The following is an 18,549-nucleotide window of genomic DNA, read 5'->3' on the forward strand; positions in this document are numbered from 1 at the left end:
GGAGGAACCGGCGTTGCACGTCCAGGAGTGGCTAGAGACCGTGCCTGCGGTCAGCATCTACGTTTTGGTGGGCGTGGTCATCGGCCTGGAGAGCCTGGGCATTCCGCTGCCGGGCGAGATCATCCTCGTCTCCGCGGCCCTGCTCGCCTCCCAGCACGGCGACATCGACCCGGTCGTCCTCGGCGCCTGTGCCGTCGCCGGCGCGATCATCGGTGACTCCATCGGTTACGCGATCGGCCGCAAGGGCGGTCGGCCGCTGCTGGCCTGGCTGGGCGCGAAGTTCCCCAGGCACTTCAGCGAGGGCCATATCGCCACCGCCGAGAAGTCCTTCGAGAAGTGGGGCATGTGGGCCGTCTTCTTCGGCCGCTTCGTCGCCCTGCTGCGGATCTTCGCGGGCCCCCTCGCGGGCGTGCTGCGCATGCCCTACTGGAAGTTCCTGACCGCCAACGTGCTCGGCGGCATCCTCTGGGCCGGCGGCACGACCGCGGTCATCTACTACGTCGGCGTGGTCGCCGAGTCCTGGCTCAAGCGCTTCTCCTGGCTCGGCCTGGTGGTCGCCCTGCTCATCGGCCTCACCTCGATGCTGGTCCTCAAGCGCAAGGCGAAGAAGGTGACGGCGGAGCAGCAGCCCGCCGGCCTGGCGCCCGAGCCCGTCCCGGCGGCCGACTAGACGACCGAGTGCCTGCGCCCCCGACAGGGCGCAGGCCTTCAGGCGCGCGGGGGACCGCGTCACCGGCCACGACGAACCCGCGCCCCGCGTACTCCCGTCACTCCTGGTGCGCTTCCCGGTGCGTCTTCGCCAGCTCCACGTACAGCACCCCGTTGAGCGAGATCCCCTCCCGCTCCTCGGCGGTCAGCTCCCGCCTGACCTTGGCGGGCACACCGGCGACGAGCACCCCCGGAGGGACCTGCATCCCCTGCGGCACCAGGGCCTGGGCGGCGACCAGCGAACCCGCCCCGATCACGGCCCCGTTGAGGATGGTCGCGCCCATCCCGACCAAACAGTCGTCCTCGACGGTCGCCCCGTGCACCACGGCGTTGTGGCCGATGGAGACCCGCTCGCCGACGGTGACGGGGAAGCCCGGGTCGACGTGGAGGGTGCAGTTGTCCTGGACGTTGCTGTCCGCGCCGATGACGATCGGACCGCATTCGGCCCGCAGCACCGCCCCGTACCAGACGCTCGCGCCGGGGTGCAGCGTCACCTCGCCGAGCACCACGGACATCGGGGCGACGAACGCCTCCTGATCCACCTTCGGATCCTTGCCGCCCACGCCCGCGATCAGCGCCCTGTGCGTCATCGCCGTCTCCTCGTCCTCGTCGGTACCGGCACCGTAAGCGATCCGGCCTCCTCGGGGTGGGGCGAAGATCACAGGTTCCCGGGCTGATCGGCGGACGTCGCGCTGAGTACGGTGAGCGGGTGCCCAAGAGCAAGAACACGTTCTCATCCCGGCGGCGCCGGCTCGTCCAGCGCGCCGTCCACGCGGGCTGGGCCTGGGTGCAGCGCACGGGCGCGGTGACCGCCGAGCGGCCCGGGCGGCTGCGCTTCGGCGCGATGGGAACAGGTACCAGGCTGGCCTTCCCGCAGGGCACCGTCTTCGGTGAGCCGTGGATCCATCTCGGCGACCACTGCATCATCGCCGAACAGGTCACCCTGACCGCCGGGCTGATGCCCGACCTCGACCTCGGTGCCGAGCCCATACTGCGCATCGGGAACGGCGTCGTCCTCGGCCGCGGCAGCCACGTCATCGCCGACACGACGGTCACGATCGGCAGCGACTGCTACTTCGGGCCCTATGTGTACGTGACGTCCACGAACCACTCCTACGACGATCCCCAGGAGCCCATCGGCAAGCAGTGGCCGCGGATGGAGCCGGTGGAGATCGGGCCCGGCTGCTGGATCGGCACGGGCGCGGTGATCCTGCCCGGCGCGCGGATCGGGCGGAACGTCGTGGTGGCGGCCGGCGCCGTGGTGCGCGGAGTGGTGCCCGACCACGCGGTGGTGGCCGGGGCGCCGGCGCGGGTCGTACGGCGCTGGACCGCGGGCGACGGCTGGCAGCCGCCGCTGCGGACGCCGGCGCCGGTGCCGATCCCCGACGGCGTCACCCCCGAGCAACTGCTCGCACTGTCCGAGCTGGACGCGGAGGGCATCGCCGCCCTGCGGGCCGTCGAGACCGCCCACGAGGACGTACGCGCCGAGTCCTGAACCGGGGGGCCTCACCCCGTGGCGAGCAGGACCGTGCCGACGAGCGCGAGGCCGGCGCCCGCGGCCTGGATCCCGCGCAGCCGTTCGCTGAGGAAACCGCGCGCCGCCAGGGCCGTGACCACCGGATAGAGCGAGGCGAGGACGGCGGCCACGGTGACCGGACCGCGCTGGGCGGCCAGCGCGTACGTGCCGTTGGCGGCGACGTCGGCGAGACCGACGAACGCGAAGGCCACGAGCGAGCGCCGGGCGACCTTCGGGGGAGGCGAGGTGCCGCGTCGGACGGAGACGTACAGGGCCGTGCCGCCCGCGAGGACGTTCGTGACGCGCTGGACGAACAGGGCCAGGAAGAGGCCGGTGAGAGTGGTCGAGGCCTCGGCGATGAGGGCCATCACCGCGCCGAATCCGAACGCCGCGAGCAGGGTGAGCGCAACGGCCTGCCGCTGCACGGGCGCGCCCCTGAACTGCGGGCCGCCCGCGAGCACGACTCCCGCGACGGCGACCGCGATGCCCGCGAACTGCAGGAGCCCCGGACGCTCTCCGAGGACGAGCCCGACGCCGACGGGTACGGCGACGCCGAGTGAGCCGAGGGGCGACACGACGCCCATCGGGCCGAGCGCGAGCGCCTTGTAGAAGGCGAGCATCGCGACGGGTCCGACGAGGCCGGCCCCCACCGCGAACCACAGCTGCGGGCCCCTCTCGCTCCAGGCGCCCGTCACGAGGACCATCGCGCCGAGCACGACGGTGGCGATGGTCTGCGACACGACCACCACCGTCAGTGCGGGGGTACGCCGTGCCAGCACCCCGCCGCCGAAGTCGGCCAGTCCCCACAGGAGGCTGGTGGCCAGGGCGAACAGTGCTGTCATCACGTACCTCGCAGTACAGTTCGGTGAACAATCCGGTGCACCACACCGTAGTTCAGTTCATTGAACTCTGTCATCCAGAATATTGAACGACGACATTGGACGGAATGTGTCGGACCTCGACCTGCTGACCCAGTCCCTGGCGCGCAACGTCAAGCGCTGGCGCACCGAGCGCGGCTTCACCCTGGACGCGCTCGCCGCCCGCGCCGGAGTCAGCCGCGGCATGCTCATCCAGATCGAGCAGGCCAGGACCAACCCCAGCCTCGGCACCGTCGTCAAGATCGGCGACGCGCTCGGCATCAGCATCACCACCCTGCTCGACTACGAGCAGGGCCCCAAGGTCCGCATCGTCCCGGCCGAGCAGGCCGTACGCCTCTGGCACACCGACGCCGGCAGCTACAACAGGCTCCTCGCGGGCACCGAGGCGCCCGGTCCGCTGGAGATGTGGGACTGGCTGCTGATGCCGGGCGACGGCAGCCCCTCGGACCCGCACCCCACGGGCACGGTCGAACTCCTCCATGTCACCAAGGGCGAGCTGGCGCTCACGGTCGACGGCGCGGAGTACCGCGTCCCGGCCGGCGCGAGCGCATCCTTCGAGGCCAACACGCCCCATACGTACGCCAACACGGGCGACGTACCCCTGGAGATGGTGATGGCCGTGTCGGTGCCCGGCGTGCACTGAGGCCCTCGCCGGGGCCGGTCGAGCGGCTGTTAGCGTGCCGCCATGCGCGCACCCATCGGACAGTTCGACGACGCCACGCCCGCCCCCGACCGCCTCGACGTGCTGACCGGCCCGGTCGCCGACGCCGTACGTCACTGGCGCGGGAGCGTCCCGGCCGAGCAGATCGTGTACGTCGACACCGAACCGGAGTGGGCCGACACCGCGACGTTCCTGGAGCACTACGGCCCGGAACTCCTCGACCGGTCCGCGAACTGCGTGGTCGTCGCCGGCCGGCGCGGCGGGGAGACCACCCTCGCCGCGTGTGTGGTGCCGTCCGCCACCCGGGTCGATGTGAACGGCGTGGTCCGCCGCCAACTCGGGGCACGCAAGGCGTCGTTCGCGTCGATGGACACCGCGACCGGCGAGACCGGCATGGAGTACGGCGGGATCACCCCCCTCGGTCTGCCCGCCGACTGGCCGGTGCTGGTGGACTCGGCGGTGGTCGATCTGCCGTACATGCTGGTGGGCAGCGGCCGGCGGCGGGGAAAGCTGCTCGTGCCGGGCAAGGCCTTCGCGGAGCTGCCGAACGCGGTGGTGATCGAAGGGCTCGGGGCCGCCTGACCGCCGGGGTCACACCGACGTGTGGTGGGCCAGCGCCAGGTGAGGGTCCGACTCGCCCGGCGCGGGTGACGGGTCGGCGTGCACCAGGGCCGCGGTGAGGCCCGGCACCGCGTGCAGCAGGGCGTGTTCGGCCGCGACCGCCACCTGGTGGGCGGCACGTACGCTCGCGTCCCCGTCGACCACCACGGCCACCTCCGCGCGCAGCCGGTGGCCGATCCAGCGCAGCCGCAGTTCGCCGACGCCCTGCACGCCCGGCACCTCCCGCAGCGCTTGTTCGGCCGCGTCGAGCAGGGCCGGGTCGATCGCGTCCATGACCCGGCGGAACACCTCGCGCGCGGCGTCGCGCAGCACCAGGAGCAGCGCCGCCGTGATCGCCAACCCGACCACCGGGTCGGCGAGTTGCCAGCCGAGTGCCGCGCCGCCCGCGCCCAGCAGCACCGCGAGCGAGGTGAACCCGTCCGTCCGCGCGTGCAGCCCGTCCGCCACCAGCGCGGCCGAGCCGATCTCGCGGCCCACGCGGATGCGGTAGCGGGCCACCCACTCGTTGCCCGCGAAACCGATGACGGCCGCCGCCGCGACCACCGGCACGTGCTCGACGGGGCGTGGATCGAGCAGCCGGTCGAACGCCGCCCATCCCGCGAAGGCCGCGGAGGCGGCGATCGTCAGCACGATCACGAGTCCCGCCAGATCCTCCGCCCGGCCGTAGCCGTACGTGAAGCGCCGCGTCGCGGCCCGCCTGCCCAGCACGAAGGCGATGCCGAGCGGTACGGCGGTGAGCGCGTCGGCGGCGTTGTGCACGGTGTCGCCGAGCAGTGCCACGGAACCGGAGACCGCGACGACGACCGCCTGGGCCGCGGCGGTCACGCCGAGGACGGCCAGCGAGATCCAGAGCGTGCGGATGCCCCGGGCCGAGGACTCCAGGGCGGAGTCGACCTTGTCGGAGGCGGCGTGGGAATGCGGGGTGAGGAGGTGCGCCAGGCGATGCCGCAGCCGGGACGGCAGCCCCGCGCCGAGCCCCGGACTCCCGTGTCCGTGCTGGTGCCCGTGCCCGGAGCGACCGGCCCCGTGCCCGTGCCCGTGCTCAAGACTCGAGCCGTGATCGTGGACGTGCCCGTGTTCCTGCCCGTGCCCGCTGTCCTCGGCGCTCACCTGGGCCCCCTTCCCGGATTCCGGAGTGTTCGGTGGACTGGGTGAGGTCCACGAAGCCATTATGTGCGTATGAGCGCACGCATGCACCTGTCACCTGCACACGATGAGCATCCGCGTACGCCGGGCGAGGAACAGTTCGCCCTCGCCGCCGAGCTCCTGGCCCTGCTGGGGGACCGCACCCGGCTCGTCCTGCTGCACGCCCTCGCCGAGGACGAGGCGGACGTCACGACGCTGACGGAGCGGTGCGGCGCCGCCCGTCCCGCCGTTTCTCAGCACCTGGCCCGGCTGCGGCTCGCGGGTCTCGTCAACACGCGCAAGGACGGCCGCCGGGTGATCTATTCGCTGCGGGACGGCCATCTGCGCCGGGTCGTGGACGAGGCGCTGAATCTGGCCGACCACCGGCTGAGTGACCGGCCGGCGCACGACTGAGCGGCCGCGGCCCCTGGTCTGTTTCGGGCTCGGACCCCGGGTACTCGGGGCATGAGCCGCAGCCTGCCTCCGGGCGCGGGAGGCCGATGCGGGGGATGCTGAGAGAGGCGGAACCCCGGCCCCGCGGGTGCTTCCGACGCTGTCGGACGTCCCCGTACGCCCCTCGGCACGATTCAGGAACGGTACTGCCATGAACCGCGACGCAACACTCCGAAGCGACGTCGTCTCCAGCCACTCGGTGGTGGGCGCCCCCTGCTGGGTCAGCCTGACGGCCCGCGACCAGCAGGCCGCCGAGGGCTTCTACCGGGCGGTGCTGGGCTGGCGGTTCCGGACGACCGCTCTGATGGACAGGTTCCGGGTCGCGTACGCGGACGGGGTGCCGGTCGCGGGTATCGCCGCCGTGGCCTCGATGTGGCAGATGGCTGTCGCCTGGACCCCCTACTTTGCCGTGGACAACGCCGACGAGGCGGTGGCCCGGGGGCAGGAACGGGGCGGTACGACAGCGGTCGGGCCGATCGGCTTCCCGCCCGGCCGGGCCGCCCTGCTGGCGGACCGCGACGGGGCCGTCTTCGGGGTCTGGGAGGGGCAGCTGGTGGCCGGCTGGGAGACCTGGCGCCGGGCCGCCCCCGCCTTCCTGAGGCTGCACACACGCAACGCCTTCGACGCCGCCATGTTCTACGGCGAGGTGCTGGAGTGGGCGACCTCGCGGCCCGGCTGCTGCGAGGTGCACTACGACGGGGACGAGGTCGTCCTGCGCAGCGACGGCGACGTGGTGGCCCGGATCCACTCCGGAGCGGTGGAGGCCGCTCCCGACCCCACGATCCGGCCCCACTGGCAGATCCACTTCACGGTCGCCGACGTCGAAGCCTGTGTGCGTGCCGCGCTCGCCCACGGGGGCACGGTCCAGAGCGAGGTGTCCGTCACGGAGGCGGTGCTGCGCGATCCCGACGGGGCGCAGTTCACGGTGACGTCGAAGCCTCAACGATGAGACCGCGCCACCAGAATGATTCACTCCGACTCAAAGGCGACTACTTGTGACCGGAAGTGACTGCTGGAGAACGCAGTTGGCTGCGAATTCAACGAAACCGCTTGCTCCCGCCCTGGCGTGGCACGTACATCTGTCCACGCAACAGTTGTGTTTCGGGGGGATGTTGGCATATGCAAGGTACGGTCGACGGTTTCAGTTATGGGATGGTCACGCCACTGACGGCTTATGTCATGGCTTGTCTGGGAGCGGCTCTGGGGCTGCGCTGCGTCACCCGGTCCCTGGGTAACGACCGGTCGTGGAAACCGGGTTGGCTCGCGCTCGGGGCGGCGTCGATCGGCTGCGGCATCTGGACGATGCACTTCATCGCGATGATCGGCTTCCAGGTCGAGGAAAGCCGCATCAGGTATGACGTGGGGCTGACGATTCTCAGCCTCGCGGTGGCGATCGCCGTGGTGGCTCTGGGCGTGTTCGCCGTCGGATACCGGGGCGGGAACACGACGACCCTGATCATCGCGGGCGCCTTCACCGGCCTCGGAGTCGCTGCCATGCACTACATAGGCATGGCGGCCATCCGCCTCAACGGCCGCCTGCAGTACGACGTCGGTACCGTGGCGCTCTCCGTCGTGATCGCCATCGTCGCCGCCACGGCCGCGCTCTGGGCCGCGGTCGCGATCCGCGGCTTCCTGACCAGCCTGGGTGCGAGCCTCGTCATGGGTGTGGCCGTGTCCGGCATGCACTACACGGGCATGGCGGCCGTCAGCGTGCATCTGCACGGGGCGACCGGCACGCCGGGGGACGGCGGTTCCGCGTACTCGCTCCTGCTGCCCATGCTCATCGGCCCGGTCCTCTTCCTGCTGCTCGCGGGAGTGGTCGTGATGTTCGACCCGATGCTCGTCCTCGGGGACAGCGACCGGAACCGGGCCACGACCCGCGGTCGCACCGTGGCCCAGAGTACGGAGCGGCCCGCCCGCCCCGGGGCCCTGTTCGAGGCCCCGTCCGCCACGGATCGGCGCACGTACGAGTCAGGGGCGCCCGCCCGGCGCGGCTGGTGAGCGAAGGCGCGGCCGCCGTCCGGCAGGTCAGCCCAGGCGGGGGATCTCGATCGCCGGGCAGCGGTCCATGACCATGTCGAGGCCGGCCGCGCGGGTGCGCTCGTACGCGGCCTCGTCGATCACGCCGAGCTGGTACCAGACGGCCTTGGCGCCGATGGTGACGGCCTCGTCGGCGACGGCGACGGCGAGGTCGCTGTTGACGAACACATCGACGACGTCGACGTCGAAGGGGATCTCCTCCAGCGAGGCGTACCCCTTCTCCCCGTGGACCGTCTCGGCCTTCGGGTGGACCGGGACGACGCGCTTGCCGTAGCGCTGGAGCACTTCGGCGACGCCGTACGCGGCACGCCGTTCGTTCGAGGACAGGCCGACGACCGCCCAGGTGTCGCCGAGCTCGGTGAGGATCTTGCGGACGGTTGCCGGGTCGCCGTACACGGTGGGCCTCCTGGGAGTGCGGGTGAGGGCTGCTGCGCCGGACAACAGCGGGCGCGGGGCGGTGATTCCCGGTGCCGGGCGTCGCCGCCCGGGCGGCGACGCCCGCCCGGCCGCGGGGGAGTGGGCAGAGCGCCTGGCGTAGAACGTCCCCGGATCCGGGCCTCTCGCACCGCCGCGAGGCCGCGAAAGCCGCCGTGATAGCTTGCCGAGGCCAGTCGAACCCATGTACGTGGGTCAGGGAATCCGGTGGAAATCCGGAGCTGACGCGCAGCGGTGAGGGTGACGGGCGGGGCATCGGCCACTGGACCGGTATGACGGTCCGGGAAGGCGCCTCGTCCGGGTGAACCCGAGTCCGAAGACCTGCTGGCGGCCTCCGCGGTCCCTTGACGGCGGGGGAGCACCGTACGACCGGGCTCCGCGTTCGAGCCCTCGACGCCCGAGGAACTTCCGTGCCCTTCGCACGTCTTGCCCGTCCTGCCGCCCTCGTCCTGTCCGGGGCCCTCCTGCTGACCGGTTGCGGTTCGCAAGGAACGCCGTCCGGCGCGGACTCCGGGGACACCGTCACCCTCGACAACTGCGGTGCGTCCGTCCGCGTCGGCTCACCGCCACGGCGGGCCGTCTCCCTCAACCAGGGCACCACCGAGATCCTGCTGTCCCTCGGCCTCGCCGACCGCATGGCCGGCACCGCCACCTGGACCGATCCGGTGCTGAAGGGCCTGGAGAAGGCCAACGCGAAGGTGGAGCGGATCGCCGACAACAACCCCTCCTTCGAACGTGTCCTGGACGCCGACCCCGACTTCGTCGCCGCCTCGTTCGTGTCCACGCTCGGCAAGGGAGGCGTGGCCACCCGGCAGCAGTTCGACAGGCTCGGTGTCCCCACCTACGTCTCGCCCTCGGACTGCGAGGGCAAGGACAACGCGTCCGGCGGCGACGGCGCCCGTGAGCGGGCCCTCGACATCGGCACCGTCTACGGCGAAGTGCGCGACCTGGCCGAGGTGTTCGGCGTGGAGGCGCGGGGCGAGCGGCTCGTCGCCGACCTCAGGCAGCGGGTGAAGAAGGCCATCGCAGGGGTCGACGCGTCCGACGTCACCCTCCTCTACTGGTTCGCCAACTCCGACTCGCCCTACATGGCGGGCTGTTGCGGCGCGCCCGGCATCATCACCCGGGCCGTCGGCGCGAAGAACGTCTTCGACGACACCCACGACGAGTGGCCCCAGATCAACTGGGAGACGGTCGCCGACCGCGACCCCGACGTCCTGGTCATCGGTGACCTCACGCGCAGGTCGCAGACCGCCGAGTCCGCGAAGAAGAAGATCGAGTTCCTGGAGTCCGACCCGGTCACCAAGAACATGACCGCCGTCAGGAAGAAGCGGTACGTCCTGCTCAGCGGGCAGGCCCTGAACCCGACCATCCGCACGGTCGGGGGCATCGAGCAGGTCGCCTCCGCCCTGCGGGAGTTCGGGCTCGCCGGGTGACGCGGCCGCGCCTGCTACTGCTCGTCGCGGCCGGTGCCGCGCTGCTCTGTGTGTCCGTCGCCGTGGCGATCACCATCGGCCCGGCGGACATCCGCGTCGGCGACGTGTGGTCCGCCGTTGCGGCCCATCTGGGGTTCGGAGCCACGGAACTGAGCCCCGTCCGCGACGGCATCGTCTGGGAGCTGCGTCTGCCGCGCACGCTCCTGGCGGCCGTGTGCGGAGCGGGACTCGCCGTGTGCGGCGCGGTGATGCAGTCCCTGCTGCGCAACCCGCTCGCCGACCCGTTCGTCCTCGGGGTGTCCTCGGGCGCCTCGACCGGCGCCGTCGTCGTGGTCGTGCTCGGAGTCGGCGGAGGCCTGGTCTCCGTCTCCGCGGGCGCGTTCCTGGGCGCGCTGCTCTCGTTCGGGCTCGTCCTGCTGCTGAGCCACACCCTGGGCGGTGCGACGGACCGCGTGGTGCTGAGCGGTGTCGCGGCGATGCAGCTCTTCTCCGCGCTCACCTCGTTCGTCGTGATGACGTCCGCCGACGCCGAGACCACCCGCGGGGTGCTGTTCTGGCTGCTCGGCTCGCTGAGCGGAGTCGGCTGGACCGACGTCTGGGTCTGCGGCGCGGTGCTCGGGGTCACCCTGCTGGTGTGCCTCGGGCACGCGCGCACGCTCGACGCGTTCGCCTTCGGCCAGGACGCCGCCGCGACGCTCGGCGTGTCCGTGGCCCGCACCCGTCTGGTGCTGCTGTGCGCCACGGCGCTTCTGACGGCCGCCCTGGTCAGCTCGGCGGGCGCGATCGGCTTCGTCGGGCTCGTGCTGCCGCACGCCGCACGGGCGTTGGTGGGCTCCGGGCACGCCAGGCTGCTGCCGGTCACCGCACTGGCCGGAGCGGTCTTCCTCGTGTGGGTCGACACCCTGGCCCGTACCGTCCTCGACCCCCAGGAGGTACCGGTGGGCGTGGTGACCTCGCTGATCGGCGTGCCGGTCTTCGTACTGGTGCTGTACCGGACGCGGAGGACGGGATGACGACGGACAGTGCCAGGACCGCCGGGGCCACCAGGAGCACCGGACCCACGGAGGCCGCGCCGGACGAAGGGCTGCACGCCCACCGCGTGAGCCGCACCGCCGACAACCGGCTCATTCTCGACGGCGTCAGCATCACCCCCGCCAGGGGTGCCACCGTCGGCCTCCTCGGGCCGAACGGCTCAGGCAAATCCACCCTCCTGCGCCTCCTCGCCGGCGTCCTGGCCCCGGCGTCGGGAGTGGTCACGCTCGACGGCAGCCCCCTCGCGGACCTGAGCCGCAGGGACATCGCGCGCCGGGTCGCCGTGGTCGAGCAACAGGTCGACACCCAGGTCGAGTTGAGTGTGCTGGACGTCGTACGGCTCGGCCGCACCCCGCACCGCCGTGCCTGGACGCCCGCGTCCCCGGCGGACGAGGAAGCCGTGCGGGACGCCCTGGACCGCACCGGACTCACCGGCCTCGCCCACCGCTCCTGGCACACCCTCTCCGGCGGCGAGCGCCAGCGCGTGCAGATCGCCCGCGCGCTCGCCCAGGAGCCCCGCGAGCTGCTCCTCGACGAACCGACCAACCACCTGGACATCCAGCACCAGCTCGACCTCCTGACCCTCGTCACCTCGCTCCCGGTCACCAGCGTCGTCGCCCTGCACGACCTCAACCTCGCGGCGATGTACTGCGACCAGCTCCTCGTCCTGCGCGAGGGACGCGTGGTGGCCGGCGGCACCCCGGGCGACGTCCTCACCGAGCAGCTCATCGCCGAGGTGTACGGCGTCCGGGCCGCGGTCACGCGCGAGGGCCCCGACGGCCGGGCGCACGTGCGTTTTTTGGGCACCGTGGGCCGGCCCGCGCCCCGATGACGCGGGAACGCGTGTCCGCCACGACGTCGGCATCCCTGCGCGCGGCCCCTCACGCGCCTACGCTCAGCCCGTGCTGCGTATCACCGACGCCCGAACCGGCGACTCCGTCACCGCCGCCCCCGCCCGCCGGGGCCTGACCCGCGTCGAGGCCCATGTGCCACGCCCCGACACCACCGGCCTGCGGGTGCTCCTGATCGCCGACGTGCTCGTACGGGCCCTGGAGCTCAGCGGAACACCCGTCTGGACCGTCCTGACCGGCACGGAAGAGCGCGCGGAGCTCCGGGCCCGGGCCGCGGAGCTCGGCATCCGTCCGTTCGAGGACGAACGGGACAGTGGCTCCGGTCTGGGCGAGGCCCAGGTGCTGCGCGTACTCGGCCCGCCCGACCGGCCGGAGGGCAACGATCCGGAAGGCGGCGAGCGGGAGAACGGCGAGCGGGAGAACGGCGAGTCGGTGGCCGGGGAACCGGTGGCCGGTGAGGCGGCGGGCGGTCTGCGCGTCGAGGTCGCCGGGGCAGAGGTCGAGCAGGGTGCGGCGCACGACGAGGAGAGCGCCTCGGCGCTGCGCCTCGCCCTGCTCGCACACCCCCGCGGCGAGACCCTGCGCATCGGCGCCGCGGACCTCGCGGCCGCGCAGGAGAACCTGAGACGCTGGCGGGACGCCGTCGCCACCTGGGCCACCCGGCCCTCCGGGCCCATCCCCGATCCCGTACGGGAACAGCTGCGCGCCGCCTGGGAGGACGACCTGGACGTGCCCGCCGTACTCGGTGTCCTGCGGAAGGTGGAGACGTCGGGGACGGTTCCCGACGGGGCCCGCTTCGAGACGTACGCCTACGCGGACCGGCTCCTCGGGCTGGAGCTCACCCGTGACATCGGCCGCGGGGCCCCGGCGTGATCGCGCGCGCCGGAGCGGGCCCGCTGCGCCGTCTGATCATTCTGCGGCACGCCAAGTCCGCCTGGCCTGACGGCGTCACCGACCACGAGCGGCCGCTCGCACCGCGCGGGCGCCGGGACGCCCCGGCCGCCGGACGCGCCCTCACCGCCGCGGACTGCCTGCCGGAGCTCGCGTTCTGTTCCACCGCCGTGCGCGCCCGGCAGACCTGGGAGCTGACTGCCGCACAGTGGGGCACCCCTCCTCCCGTACGTCATGACGCGCGGCTGTACGGGGCCGACGTACCCGAGCTGCTGGAAGTGGTGCGCGAGGCACCCGCCGAGGCCAAGACCCTGCTGCTCATCGGGCACAACCCCGGCCTGGAGGACCTGGTGCTGACGCTGGCCGGCGACAGCCTCGACGACGCGCTCGACGACGTGCGTACGAAGTTCCCCACCTCGGCCATCGCGATCCTCGCCCGGCACGGCGGCTGGGAGTCGCTCGGCCCCGGTACCGCCCTGCTCACGGACATGATCGTGCCGAGGGGAAGGAAGAAGGACGGCACGTAGATCGAGGGGGAGGGGGAGCGGGAGGAGCCGGGGGTGTTGGGCGGTGAGGGCGGCGGGGCAGGGCTCGGCGGACCGCTGCCGCCCTCCTGGGACGGCGCCGCCCAGGCGACGGTCGCACGCGTGTGTTCCGCACGCATACGCTGGTCCGATGCAGGACGAGTACCGCACGGTGGCCCGCGCAGGCGTGCACGAGATCGAGATCAACCGCTCCCGCTTCCTCTGCGCGCTGGCGCCGGCGGCCACCGAGCGGGAGGCCCAGGACTTCGTCGCGGCCGTCCGCAGGGAGCACGCGGACGCGTCGCACCACTGCTTCGCGTACGTCATCGGCGCCGACGCCGCCGTGCAGAAGGCGAGCGACGACGGTGAACCGGGCGGCACCGCGGGCGCCCCGATGCTCCAGATGCTGCTGCGACGCGACATGCGCTACGTCGTCGCCGTCGTCACCCGCTACTACGGAGGCGTCAAACTCGGCGCGGGCGGACTCATCCGGGCCTACGGCGGCGCGGTGGGCGAGGCACTGGACACCTTGGGCACACTCACCCGCCGACGCTTTCGCCTCGTGACCCTGACCGTCGACCACCAGCGGGCGGGCAAGGTGGAGAACGACCTGCGCTCGACCGGCCGCGACGTACGTGACGTGCGCTACGGGGAGGCCGTCACCATCGAGATCGGGCTGCCGGACTCCGAAGTCGACGCCTTCCGCAGCTGGCTCGCCGACATCACGGCCGGGACAGCCGGGTTCGAACCGGGCGGAGAGGCGTACGGGGACGCATAGGCCGCACATCGGGCCGATACGGGAGTAGCCGCCCGTGATGTCCGACCCGGCCGTTAGTCTCGGGGATCATGAGGCTTCTGCACACTTCCGACTGGCATCTCGGCCGGGCGTTCCACCGGGTGAACATGCTCGGAGCCCAGGCCGAGTTCATCGGCCACCTCGTCACCACCGTGCGCGAGCGCGAGGTGGACGCGGTGGTCGTGTCGGGGGACGTGTACGACCGGGCCGTGCCCCCGCTGGCCGCGGTCGAGCTCTTCGACGACGCGCTGCACCGCCTGGCCGGCCTCGGCGTGCCCACGGTGATGATCTCCGGGAACCACGACTCGGCGCGCCGGCTCGGCGTCGGCGCCGGACTCATCGACCGCGCCGGCATCCATCTGCGGACCGATCCCTCCGCGTGCGGCACGCCCGTGGTGCTGGCGGACGCCTTCGGCGGTGTGGCCTTCTACGGACTGCCGTATCTGGAACCGGCCCTGGTGAAGGACGAGTTCGGAGTGGACAAGGCGGGCCACGAGAGCGTGCTCGCCGCCGCCATGGACCGGGTGCGCGCCGACCTCGCCACCCGCGCGCCGGGCACCCGTTCCGTCGTCCTCGCCCACGCCTTCGTCACCGGTGGTGAGGCCAGCGACAGTGAGCGGGACATCACGGTGGGCGGGGTCGCCGCCGTCCCCGCGGGGGTCTTCGACGGCGTCGACTACGTGGCGCTCGGCCATCTCCACGGCAGCCAGACCATCACCCCGCGCGTGCGCTACTCGGGCTCGCCCCTGCCGTACTCCTTCTCGGAGACGGACCACCGCAAGAGCATGTGGCTGGTCGACCTGGGAGCCGACGGGTCGGTGGAGGCCGAGCGCCTCGACTGCCCCGTACCGCGCGCACTGGCCCGTGTCCGGGGCGCACTGGAGGATCTGCTCGCCGATCCGGCACTGACGCGCCACGAGGAGGCATGGATCGAGGCGACCCTCACCGACCCGGTGCGTCCCGCCGACCCCATGGCGCGGCTCACCGAGCGGTTCCCCCACACGCTCAGCCTCGTCTTCGAACCAGAGCGGGCGGCCGACGACCCCGACGTGTCGTACGCGCGGCGGCTCGCGGGCCGCAACGACCAGCAGATCGCGGAGGACTTCGTGGCCCATGTGCGCGGCGCCGGCCCCGACGAACACGAACAGGCCGTGCTCCAGGACGCGTTCGACACGGTCCGCGCCGACGACACCGTCCGCGAGGTCGCCAGGTGACGCCGCACGACCCGGACGGCCGACGGCCCGCGGCGCAGTCGCACGGCCCGTACCGCGCGCCGCACTTCGAGGGAGCCCGATGAGGCTGCACCGGCTGCACATCACCGCCTTCGGGCCGTTCGGCGGCGCCCAGGAGGTCGACTTCGACGACCTGTCGGCCGCCGGACTCTTCCTGCTGCACGGGCCCACGGGCGCAGGCAAGACCTCCGTCCTGGACGCCGTCTGCTTCGCGCTCTACGGCTCGGTGCCGGGCGCCAGACAGGGCGGCTCGCTGCGCAGCGACCACGCGCTGTCCGGCACCCGCACCGAGGTGTCGCTGGAACTCACCGTGGCCGGACGGCGCCTGGAGGTCACCCGGCAGCCGCCCTGGGAGCGCCCCAAGAAGCGAGGCACCGGCACCACGAAGGAGAAGGCACAGAGCTGGCTGCGCGAGTACGACGCCCCGGCGGGCTCCTGGAAGGACCTCAGCCGCTCCCACCAGGAGATCGGTGAGGAGATCACCCAGCTGCTGGGCATGAGCCGCGAGCAGTTCTGCCAGGTCGTGCTGTTGCCCCAGGGAGACTTCGCGCGCTTCCTGCGGGCCGACGCCGAGGCCCGCGGCAGACTCCTCGGCCGTCTCTTCGACACGAGCCGCTTCGCCGCCGTCGAGCAGCGCCTGGCCGAGCGCAGGCGGGCGACCGAGACGCAGGTGCGATCCACGGACGCCGAGTTGCTCGCCGACGCCCACCGGATGCAGCAGGCGGCCGGTGATCTCGTCGAGCTGCCGCTGCCCGACCTGACGCCCGGCGAACCGGGGCTCGCCGAGGCCGTCCTCGTGTGGGCGGCGATCGCCAGGAGCACGGCCCGCGAGAGGTTCACGATCGCCCACTGCGCGCAGGCCGCCGGGGAGTCGGCACAGGCTGCCGCGGATCGCGTACTCGAGGACGTCCGCGAAGTGGCGAGGCTCCAGGAGCGGTTCGCCGAGGCCCGGGAGCGGGCCGCCCGTCTGGAGGAGCGGTCCGGGAGCCACCGGGAGGCGCTGGCGCGCATGGAGCGTGCCCGGAAGGCGGAGGCGGTGGCGCCCGCCCTCGGACTGCGTGAGGCGACCGAGGCCGAGCACCGCCGGGCGGCCGACGCCGAGGCGCGCGCCCGCGCCCTGCTCCCCGAAGCCTTCACGGAAGCCGGTGCGACGGAACTCGCGGGCGCCGCACGCAAGGCCGCCGAGGAGCTGGGCGGACTGGAGTCGGCCCGCCGAGGCGAGCACCGGCTCGCCGAACTCGCCACCGAGAGCCACGAGCTGGACCGTCAGGAGCGCGCCGACGAGGACGTGCTGCAGGACGCCGAGCACTGGCTCTCGGAGTGGGAGGCGCACAGGACCGGCCTCCAGACACGTATCGACGTGGCCCAGGAGGCCGCCACCCGCGCCGAACAGCTCTCCGTCCAGCGCGATCCCGCCCGCTCACGGCTCGCGGCCGCCCGGTTGCGCGACCAGCTCGCCGGGGACACCGACGAGGCCCACGCACGCGTGCTGGCCGCGCGCGAACGGGCCACGGAGGCCCGCGCCCACTGGCTGGATCTCAAGGAGCAGCGCCTCAAGGGCATCGCCGCGGAACTCGCGGCGGGTCTGGTGGACGGCGAGGCCTGCACGGTCTGCGGCGCCACCGAACACCCCGTTCCCGCCCGCAAGGTTGAGGGGCACGTCGACCGGCGGGCCGAAGAGGCCGCGCTCGCCGCGTACCAGCGCGCCGACGAGCAGCGCACCGAGGAGGAGCGACGGCTCGGCGTGGTGCGCGAGGCGCTGGCCGCCGCGACGGCCGAGGCGGGAGACACCCCCACCGGCCGACTCGCCGAGCAGGCCGAGGAGTTGGAGCGGCGACACGCCGAGGCACGGGGCGCCGCCTCGGGGCTGCACGCGGCAGGTGAGGCACTCCGGCAGGCCGAGCAGGAGCACCGGCGCCGGCTCACCGCCCACCAGGAGGCCGCGGTGCGGGGCGCCTCACGGACCGCACGCAAAGACGCCCTCGCCCGGGAAACGGCAGCGCTGGAAGAGGAGTTGACGCAGGCCAGGGGTTCGGCGGGCAGCGTCGCCGAGCGGGCGGCGCAGCTGGAGCGGCGGGTCTCGGCGCTCACGGAGGCCGCGGACACGGCGCGCGTCGCGGCGGACACCGCGCAACGGCTCAAGGACGCCGACGCGCGACTCGCCGACGCCGCCTTCCGGGCCGGGTTCGACACGCCGCAGGCCGCCGCGGCCGCCCTCCTCGACGACGCCGCCCACCGCGATCTGCAACGACGGATCGACGCCTGGCAGCAGGAGGAGGCGACGGTGCGTGCGGTGCTCGCGGAGGCCGGGACGGCGTCCGCCGCGCAGCAGCCGCCGGCCGACCTCCGGGCCGCCGAGCAGACCGCCGCCGCGGCCGGCCGGCGAGTGCGTGAGGCCGCCTCGTCGCGCGACGACGCGGCCCGCCGCTGCACCGAACTCGACCGGCTGACACACCGGGCGGCCGTGTCGGTCCGCCGGCTGGCGCCGCTGCGCGAGGAGTACGACCGTGTGGCCCGCCTCGCGACACTCGCGGCCGGCACCTCCGCGGACAACGAACGCAGGATGCGTCTGGAGTCCTACGTCCTCGCCGCCCGTCTGGAACAGGTCGCGGCGGCCGCCACAGCACGGCTGCAGCGCATGTCCGCCGGGCGGTACACCCTCGTGCACTCCGACGACCGGGCCGGGCGCGGCCGCAGCGGGCTCGGGCTGCACGTCGTCGACGCCTGGACCGGTCGCGAGCGCGACACGGCGACGCTCTCCGGGGGCGAGACGTTCTTCGCCTCCCTCGCGCTCGCGCTGGGACTCGCGGACGTGGTCACCGACGAAGCGGGGGGCGTCCGTCTCGACACGCTCTTCATCGACGAGGGGTTCGGCAGCCTCGACGACCAGACGCTCGACGAGGTCCTCGACGTACTGGACTCGCTGCGGGAGCGGGATCGCAGTGTCGGCATCGTCAGTCATGTCGCCGACCTGCGCCGACGGATCCACGCACAGCTGGAGATCGTCAAGGGACGCTCGGGATCGGTCGTACGGCAACGGATGGGCGGCTGACGTCCGGGGCACCGGCGACTGTCGGCGCGGCATCGGCGGCCGTTGCCGGACGGCTCGGCGGAGTCGTCCGCCGGGGCCGGAGACCGGCCCCGGGGCGAGCCGGTCGGGCTGACAGACGGACGCCTGGGCATGGCCGAGGGCGGAGAGGGGGCGGGGCAGCCGGTCGGCGTGGGGGCGGCCGCGCTCACGTGCAGGTCGGGCGAGATGCCCGGGCTAGGTCAGGCAGTCGGTCGGGAGACGGCCGCTCGCGTCAGGAGCCGGTCGGCGGTGTCAGCCGGCGGTGCCATGTGGCCGGGCG

General features: G+C 73.0%; 19 protein-coding genes and 1 riboswitch. Of the genes, 15 read left to right on the forward strand and 4 right to left on the reverse strand.

Features of this window, described 5'->3' with window-relative positions; all coding sequences use genetic code 11:
• The first annotated feature begins 13 nt into the window (after window positions 1-13).
• Window positions 14-670 (forward strand): DedA family protein, encoded by a 657-nt coding sequence (locus O1Q96_RS15540; protein ID WP_269248729.1) that lies wholly within the window; start codon window positions 14-16, stop codon window positions 668-670.
• A gap of 97 nt (window positions 671-767) precedes the next feature.
• Here the strand turns inward: O1Q96_RS15540 and O1Q96_RS15545 are convergent, their stop codons facing one another.
• Window positions 768-1,298, reverse strand: a complete 531-nt coding sequence (locus tag O1Q96_RS15545; protein ID WP_269248730.1) for a gamma carbonic anhydrase family protein — start codon at window positions 1,296-1,298, stop codon at window positions 768-770.
• Window positions 1,299-1,417: 119 nt separating this feature from the next.
• On the opposite strand from O1Q96_RS15545, the gene O1Q96_RS15550 reads away from it, so the two are divergent.
• On the forward strand, window positions 1,418-2,203 hold the full coding sequence (locus O1Q96_RS15550; protein WP_269248731.1) for an acyltransferase: 786 nt from the start codon (window positions 1,418-1,420) through the stop codon (window positions 2,201-2,203).
• 11 nt (window positions 2,204-2,214) lie between these two features.
• On the opposite strand, the gene O1Q96_RS15555 is transcribed toward O1Q96_RS15550, so the two are convergent.
• Window positions 2,215-3,066 (reverse strand): DMT family transporter, encoded by an 852-nt coding sequence (locus O1Q96_RS15555; RefSeq protein WP_269248732.1) that lies wholly within the window; start codon window positions 3,064-3,066, stop codon window positions 2,215-2,217.
• A 106-nt stretch (window positions 3,067-3,172) separates the two neighbouring features.
• Here O1Q96_RS15555 and O1Q96_RS15560 point away from each other — a divergent pair, with 106 nt between their 5' ends.
• On the forward strand, window positions 3,173-3,745 hold the full coding sequence (locus O1Q96_RS15560; protein WP_269248733.1) for a helix-turn-helix domain-containing protein: 573 nt from the start codon (window positions 3,173-3,175) through the stop codon (window positions 3,743-3,745).
• 42 nt (window positions 3,746-3,787) lie between these two features.
• Entirely contained in the window at window positions 3,788-4,345 is a 558-nt protein-coding gene (locus O1Q96_RS15565) for a YbaK/EbsC family protein (RefSeq protein ID WP_269248734.1), read from the forward strand.
• 9 nt (window positions 4,346-4,354) lie between these two features.
• On the opposite strand, the gene O1Q96_RS15570 is transcribed toward O1Q96_RS15565, so the two are convergent.
• Window positions 4,355-5,494 (reverse strand): cation diffusion facilitator family transporter, encoded by a 1,140-nt coding sequence (locus O1Q96_RS15570; protein ID WP_419586897.1) that lies wholly within the window; start codon window positions 5,492-5,494, stop codon window positions 4,355-4,357.
• 69 nt (window positions 5,495-5,563) lie between these two features.
• Here O1Q96_RS15570 and O1Q96_RS15575 point away from each other — a divergent pair, with 69 nt between their 5' ends.
• The 3 genes from O1Q96_RS15575 to O1Q96_RS15585 all read left to right on the forward strand — a co-directional run bounded on the left by O1Q96_RS15575 (window position 5,564) and on the right by O1Q96_RS15585 (window position 7,963).
• A complete protein-coding gene (locus O1Q96_RS15575; protein ID WP_269248735.1) occupies window positions 5,564-5,923 on the forward strand; it encodes an ArsR/SmtB family transcription factor in 360 nt (119 codons plus the stop codon).
• A 190-nt stretch (window positions 5,924-6,113) separates the two neighbouring features.
• On the forward strand, window positions 6,114-6,911 hold the full coding sequence (locus O1Q96_RS15580) for a VOC family protein (RefSeq protein WP_269248736.1): 798 nt from the start codon (window positions 6,114-6,116) through the stop codon (window positions 6,909-6,911).
• A gap of 170 nt (window positions 6,912-7,081) precedes the next feature.
• Entirely contained in the window at window positions 7,082-7,963 is an 882-nt protein-coding gene (locus tag O1Q96_RS15585; RefSeq protein WP_269248737.1) for an MHYT domain-containing protein, read from the forward strand.
• A 27-nt stretch (window positions 7,964-7,990) separates the two neighbouring features.
• Here O1Q96_RS15585 and O1Q96_RS15590 read toward each other — a convergent pair whose 3' ends face one another.
• A complete protein-coding gene (locus tag O1Q96_RS15590) occupies window positions 7,991-8,398 on the reverse strand; it encodes a CoA-binding protein (protein WP_269248738.1) in 408 nt (135 codons plus the stop codon).
• A 195-nt stretch (window positions 8,399-8,593) separates the two neighbouring features.
• A riboswitch (cobalamin riboswitch) is annotated at window positions 8,594-8,783 on the forward strand.
• 64 nt (window positions 8,784-8,847) lie between these two features.
• Between O1Q96_RS15590 and O1Q96_RS15595 the strand changes: the two genes are divergently transcribed.
• The 8 genes from O1Q96_RS15595 (at window position 8,848) to O1Q96_RS15630 (ending at window position 18,251) form a co-directional block, all read left to right on the forward strand.
• Window positions 8,848-9,873 carry an ABC transporter substrate-binding protein gene (locus O1Q96_RS15595; RefSeq protein WP_269248739.1) on the forward strand — a complete coding sequence of 342 codons (1,026 nt, stop codon included), beginning with the start codon at window positions 8,848-8,850 and terminating at the stop codon, window positions 9,871-9,873.
• On the forward strand, window positions 9,870-10,886 hold the full coding sequence (locus O1Q96_RS15600) for a FecCD family ABC transporter permease (RefSeq protein ID WP_269248740.1): 1,017 nt from the start codon (window positions 9,870-9,872) through the stop codon (window positions 10,884-10,886). Before O1Q96_RS15595 ends, O1Q96_RS15600 begins: the two co-directional genes overlap by 4 nt.
• Window positions 10,883-11,737: an ABC transporter ATP-binding protein gene (locus O1Q96_RS15605; RefSeq protein ID WP_269248741.1), complete on the forward strand. Its 855-nt coding sequence runs from the start codon at window positions 10,883-10,885 to the stop codon at window positions 11,735-11,737. The genes O1Q96_RS15600 and O1Q96_RS15605 overlap by 4 nt, the downstream gene beginning before the upstream one ends.
• Before the next feature lie 70 nt (window positions 11,738-11,807).
• Window positions 11,808-12,629 carry a hypothetical protein gene (locus O1Q96_RS15610; RefSeq protein ID WP_269248742.1) on the forward strand — a complete coding sequence of 274 codons (822 nt, stop codon included), beginning with the start codon at window positions 11,808-11,810 and terminating at the stop codon, window positions 12,627-12,629.
• Window positions 12,626-13,174, forward strand: a complete 549-nt coding sequence (locus tag O1Q96_RS15615) for a SixA phosphatase family protein (protein ID WP_269248743.1) — start codon at window positions 12,626-12,628, stop codon at window positions 13,172-13,174. Before O1Q96_RS15610 ends, O1Q96_RS15615 begins: the two co-directional genes overlap by 4 nt.
• Before the next feature lie 148 nt (window positions 13,175-13,322).
• Complete coding sequence (locus O1Q96_RS15620; RefSeq protein WP_269248744.1) at window positions 13,323-13,949, forward strand: YigZ family protein; 627 nt, start codon at window positions 13,323-13,325, stop codon at window positions 13,947-13,949.
• 68 nt (window positions 13,950-14,017) lie between these two features.
• Complete coding sequence (locus tag O1Q96_RS15625) at window positions 14,018-15,181, forward strand: exonuclease SbcCD subunit D (RefSeq protein ID WP_269248745.1); 1,164 nt, start codon at window positions 14,018-14,020, stop codon at window positions 15,179-15,181.
• A 79-nt stretch (window positions 15,182-15,260) separates the two neighbouring features.
• On the forward strand, window positions 15,261-18,251 hold the full coding sequence (locus O1Q96_RS15630; RefSeq protein ID WP_269248746.1) for an AAA family ATPase: 2,991 nt from the start codon (window positions 15,261-15,263) through the stop codon (window positions 18,249-18,251).
• The last annotated feature ends 298 nt before the right edge of the window (window positions 18,252-18,549 follow it).

Origin of the sequence: Streptomyces aurantiacus (assembly GCF_027107535.1) — a bacterium.
Classification (GTDB): Bacteria; Actinomycetota; Actinomycetes; order Streptomycetales; family Streptomycetaceae; genus Streptomyces.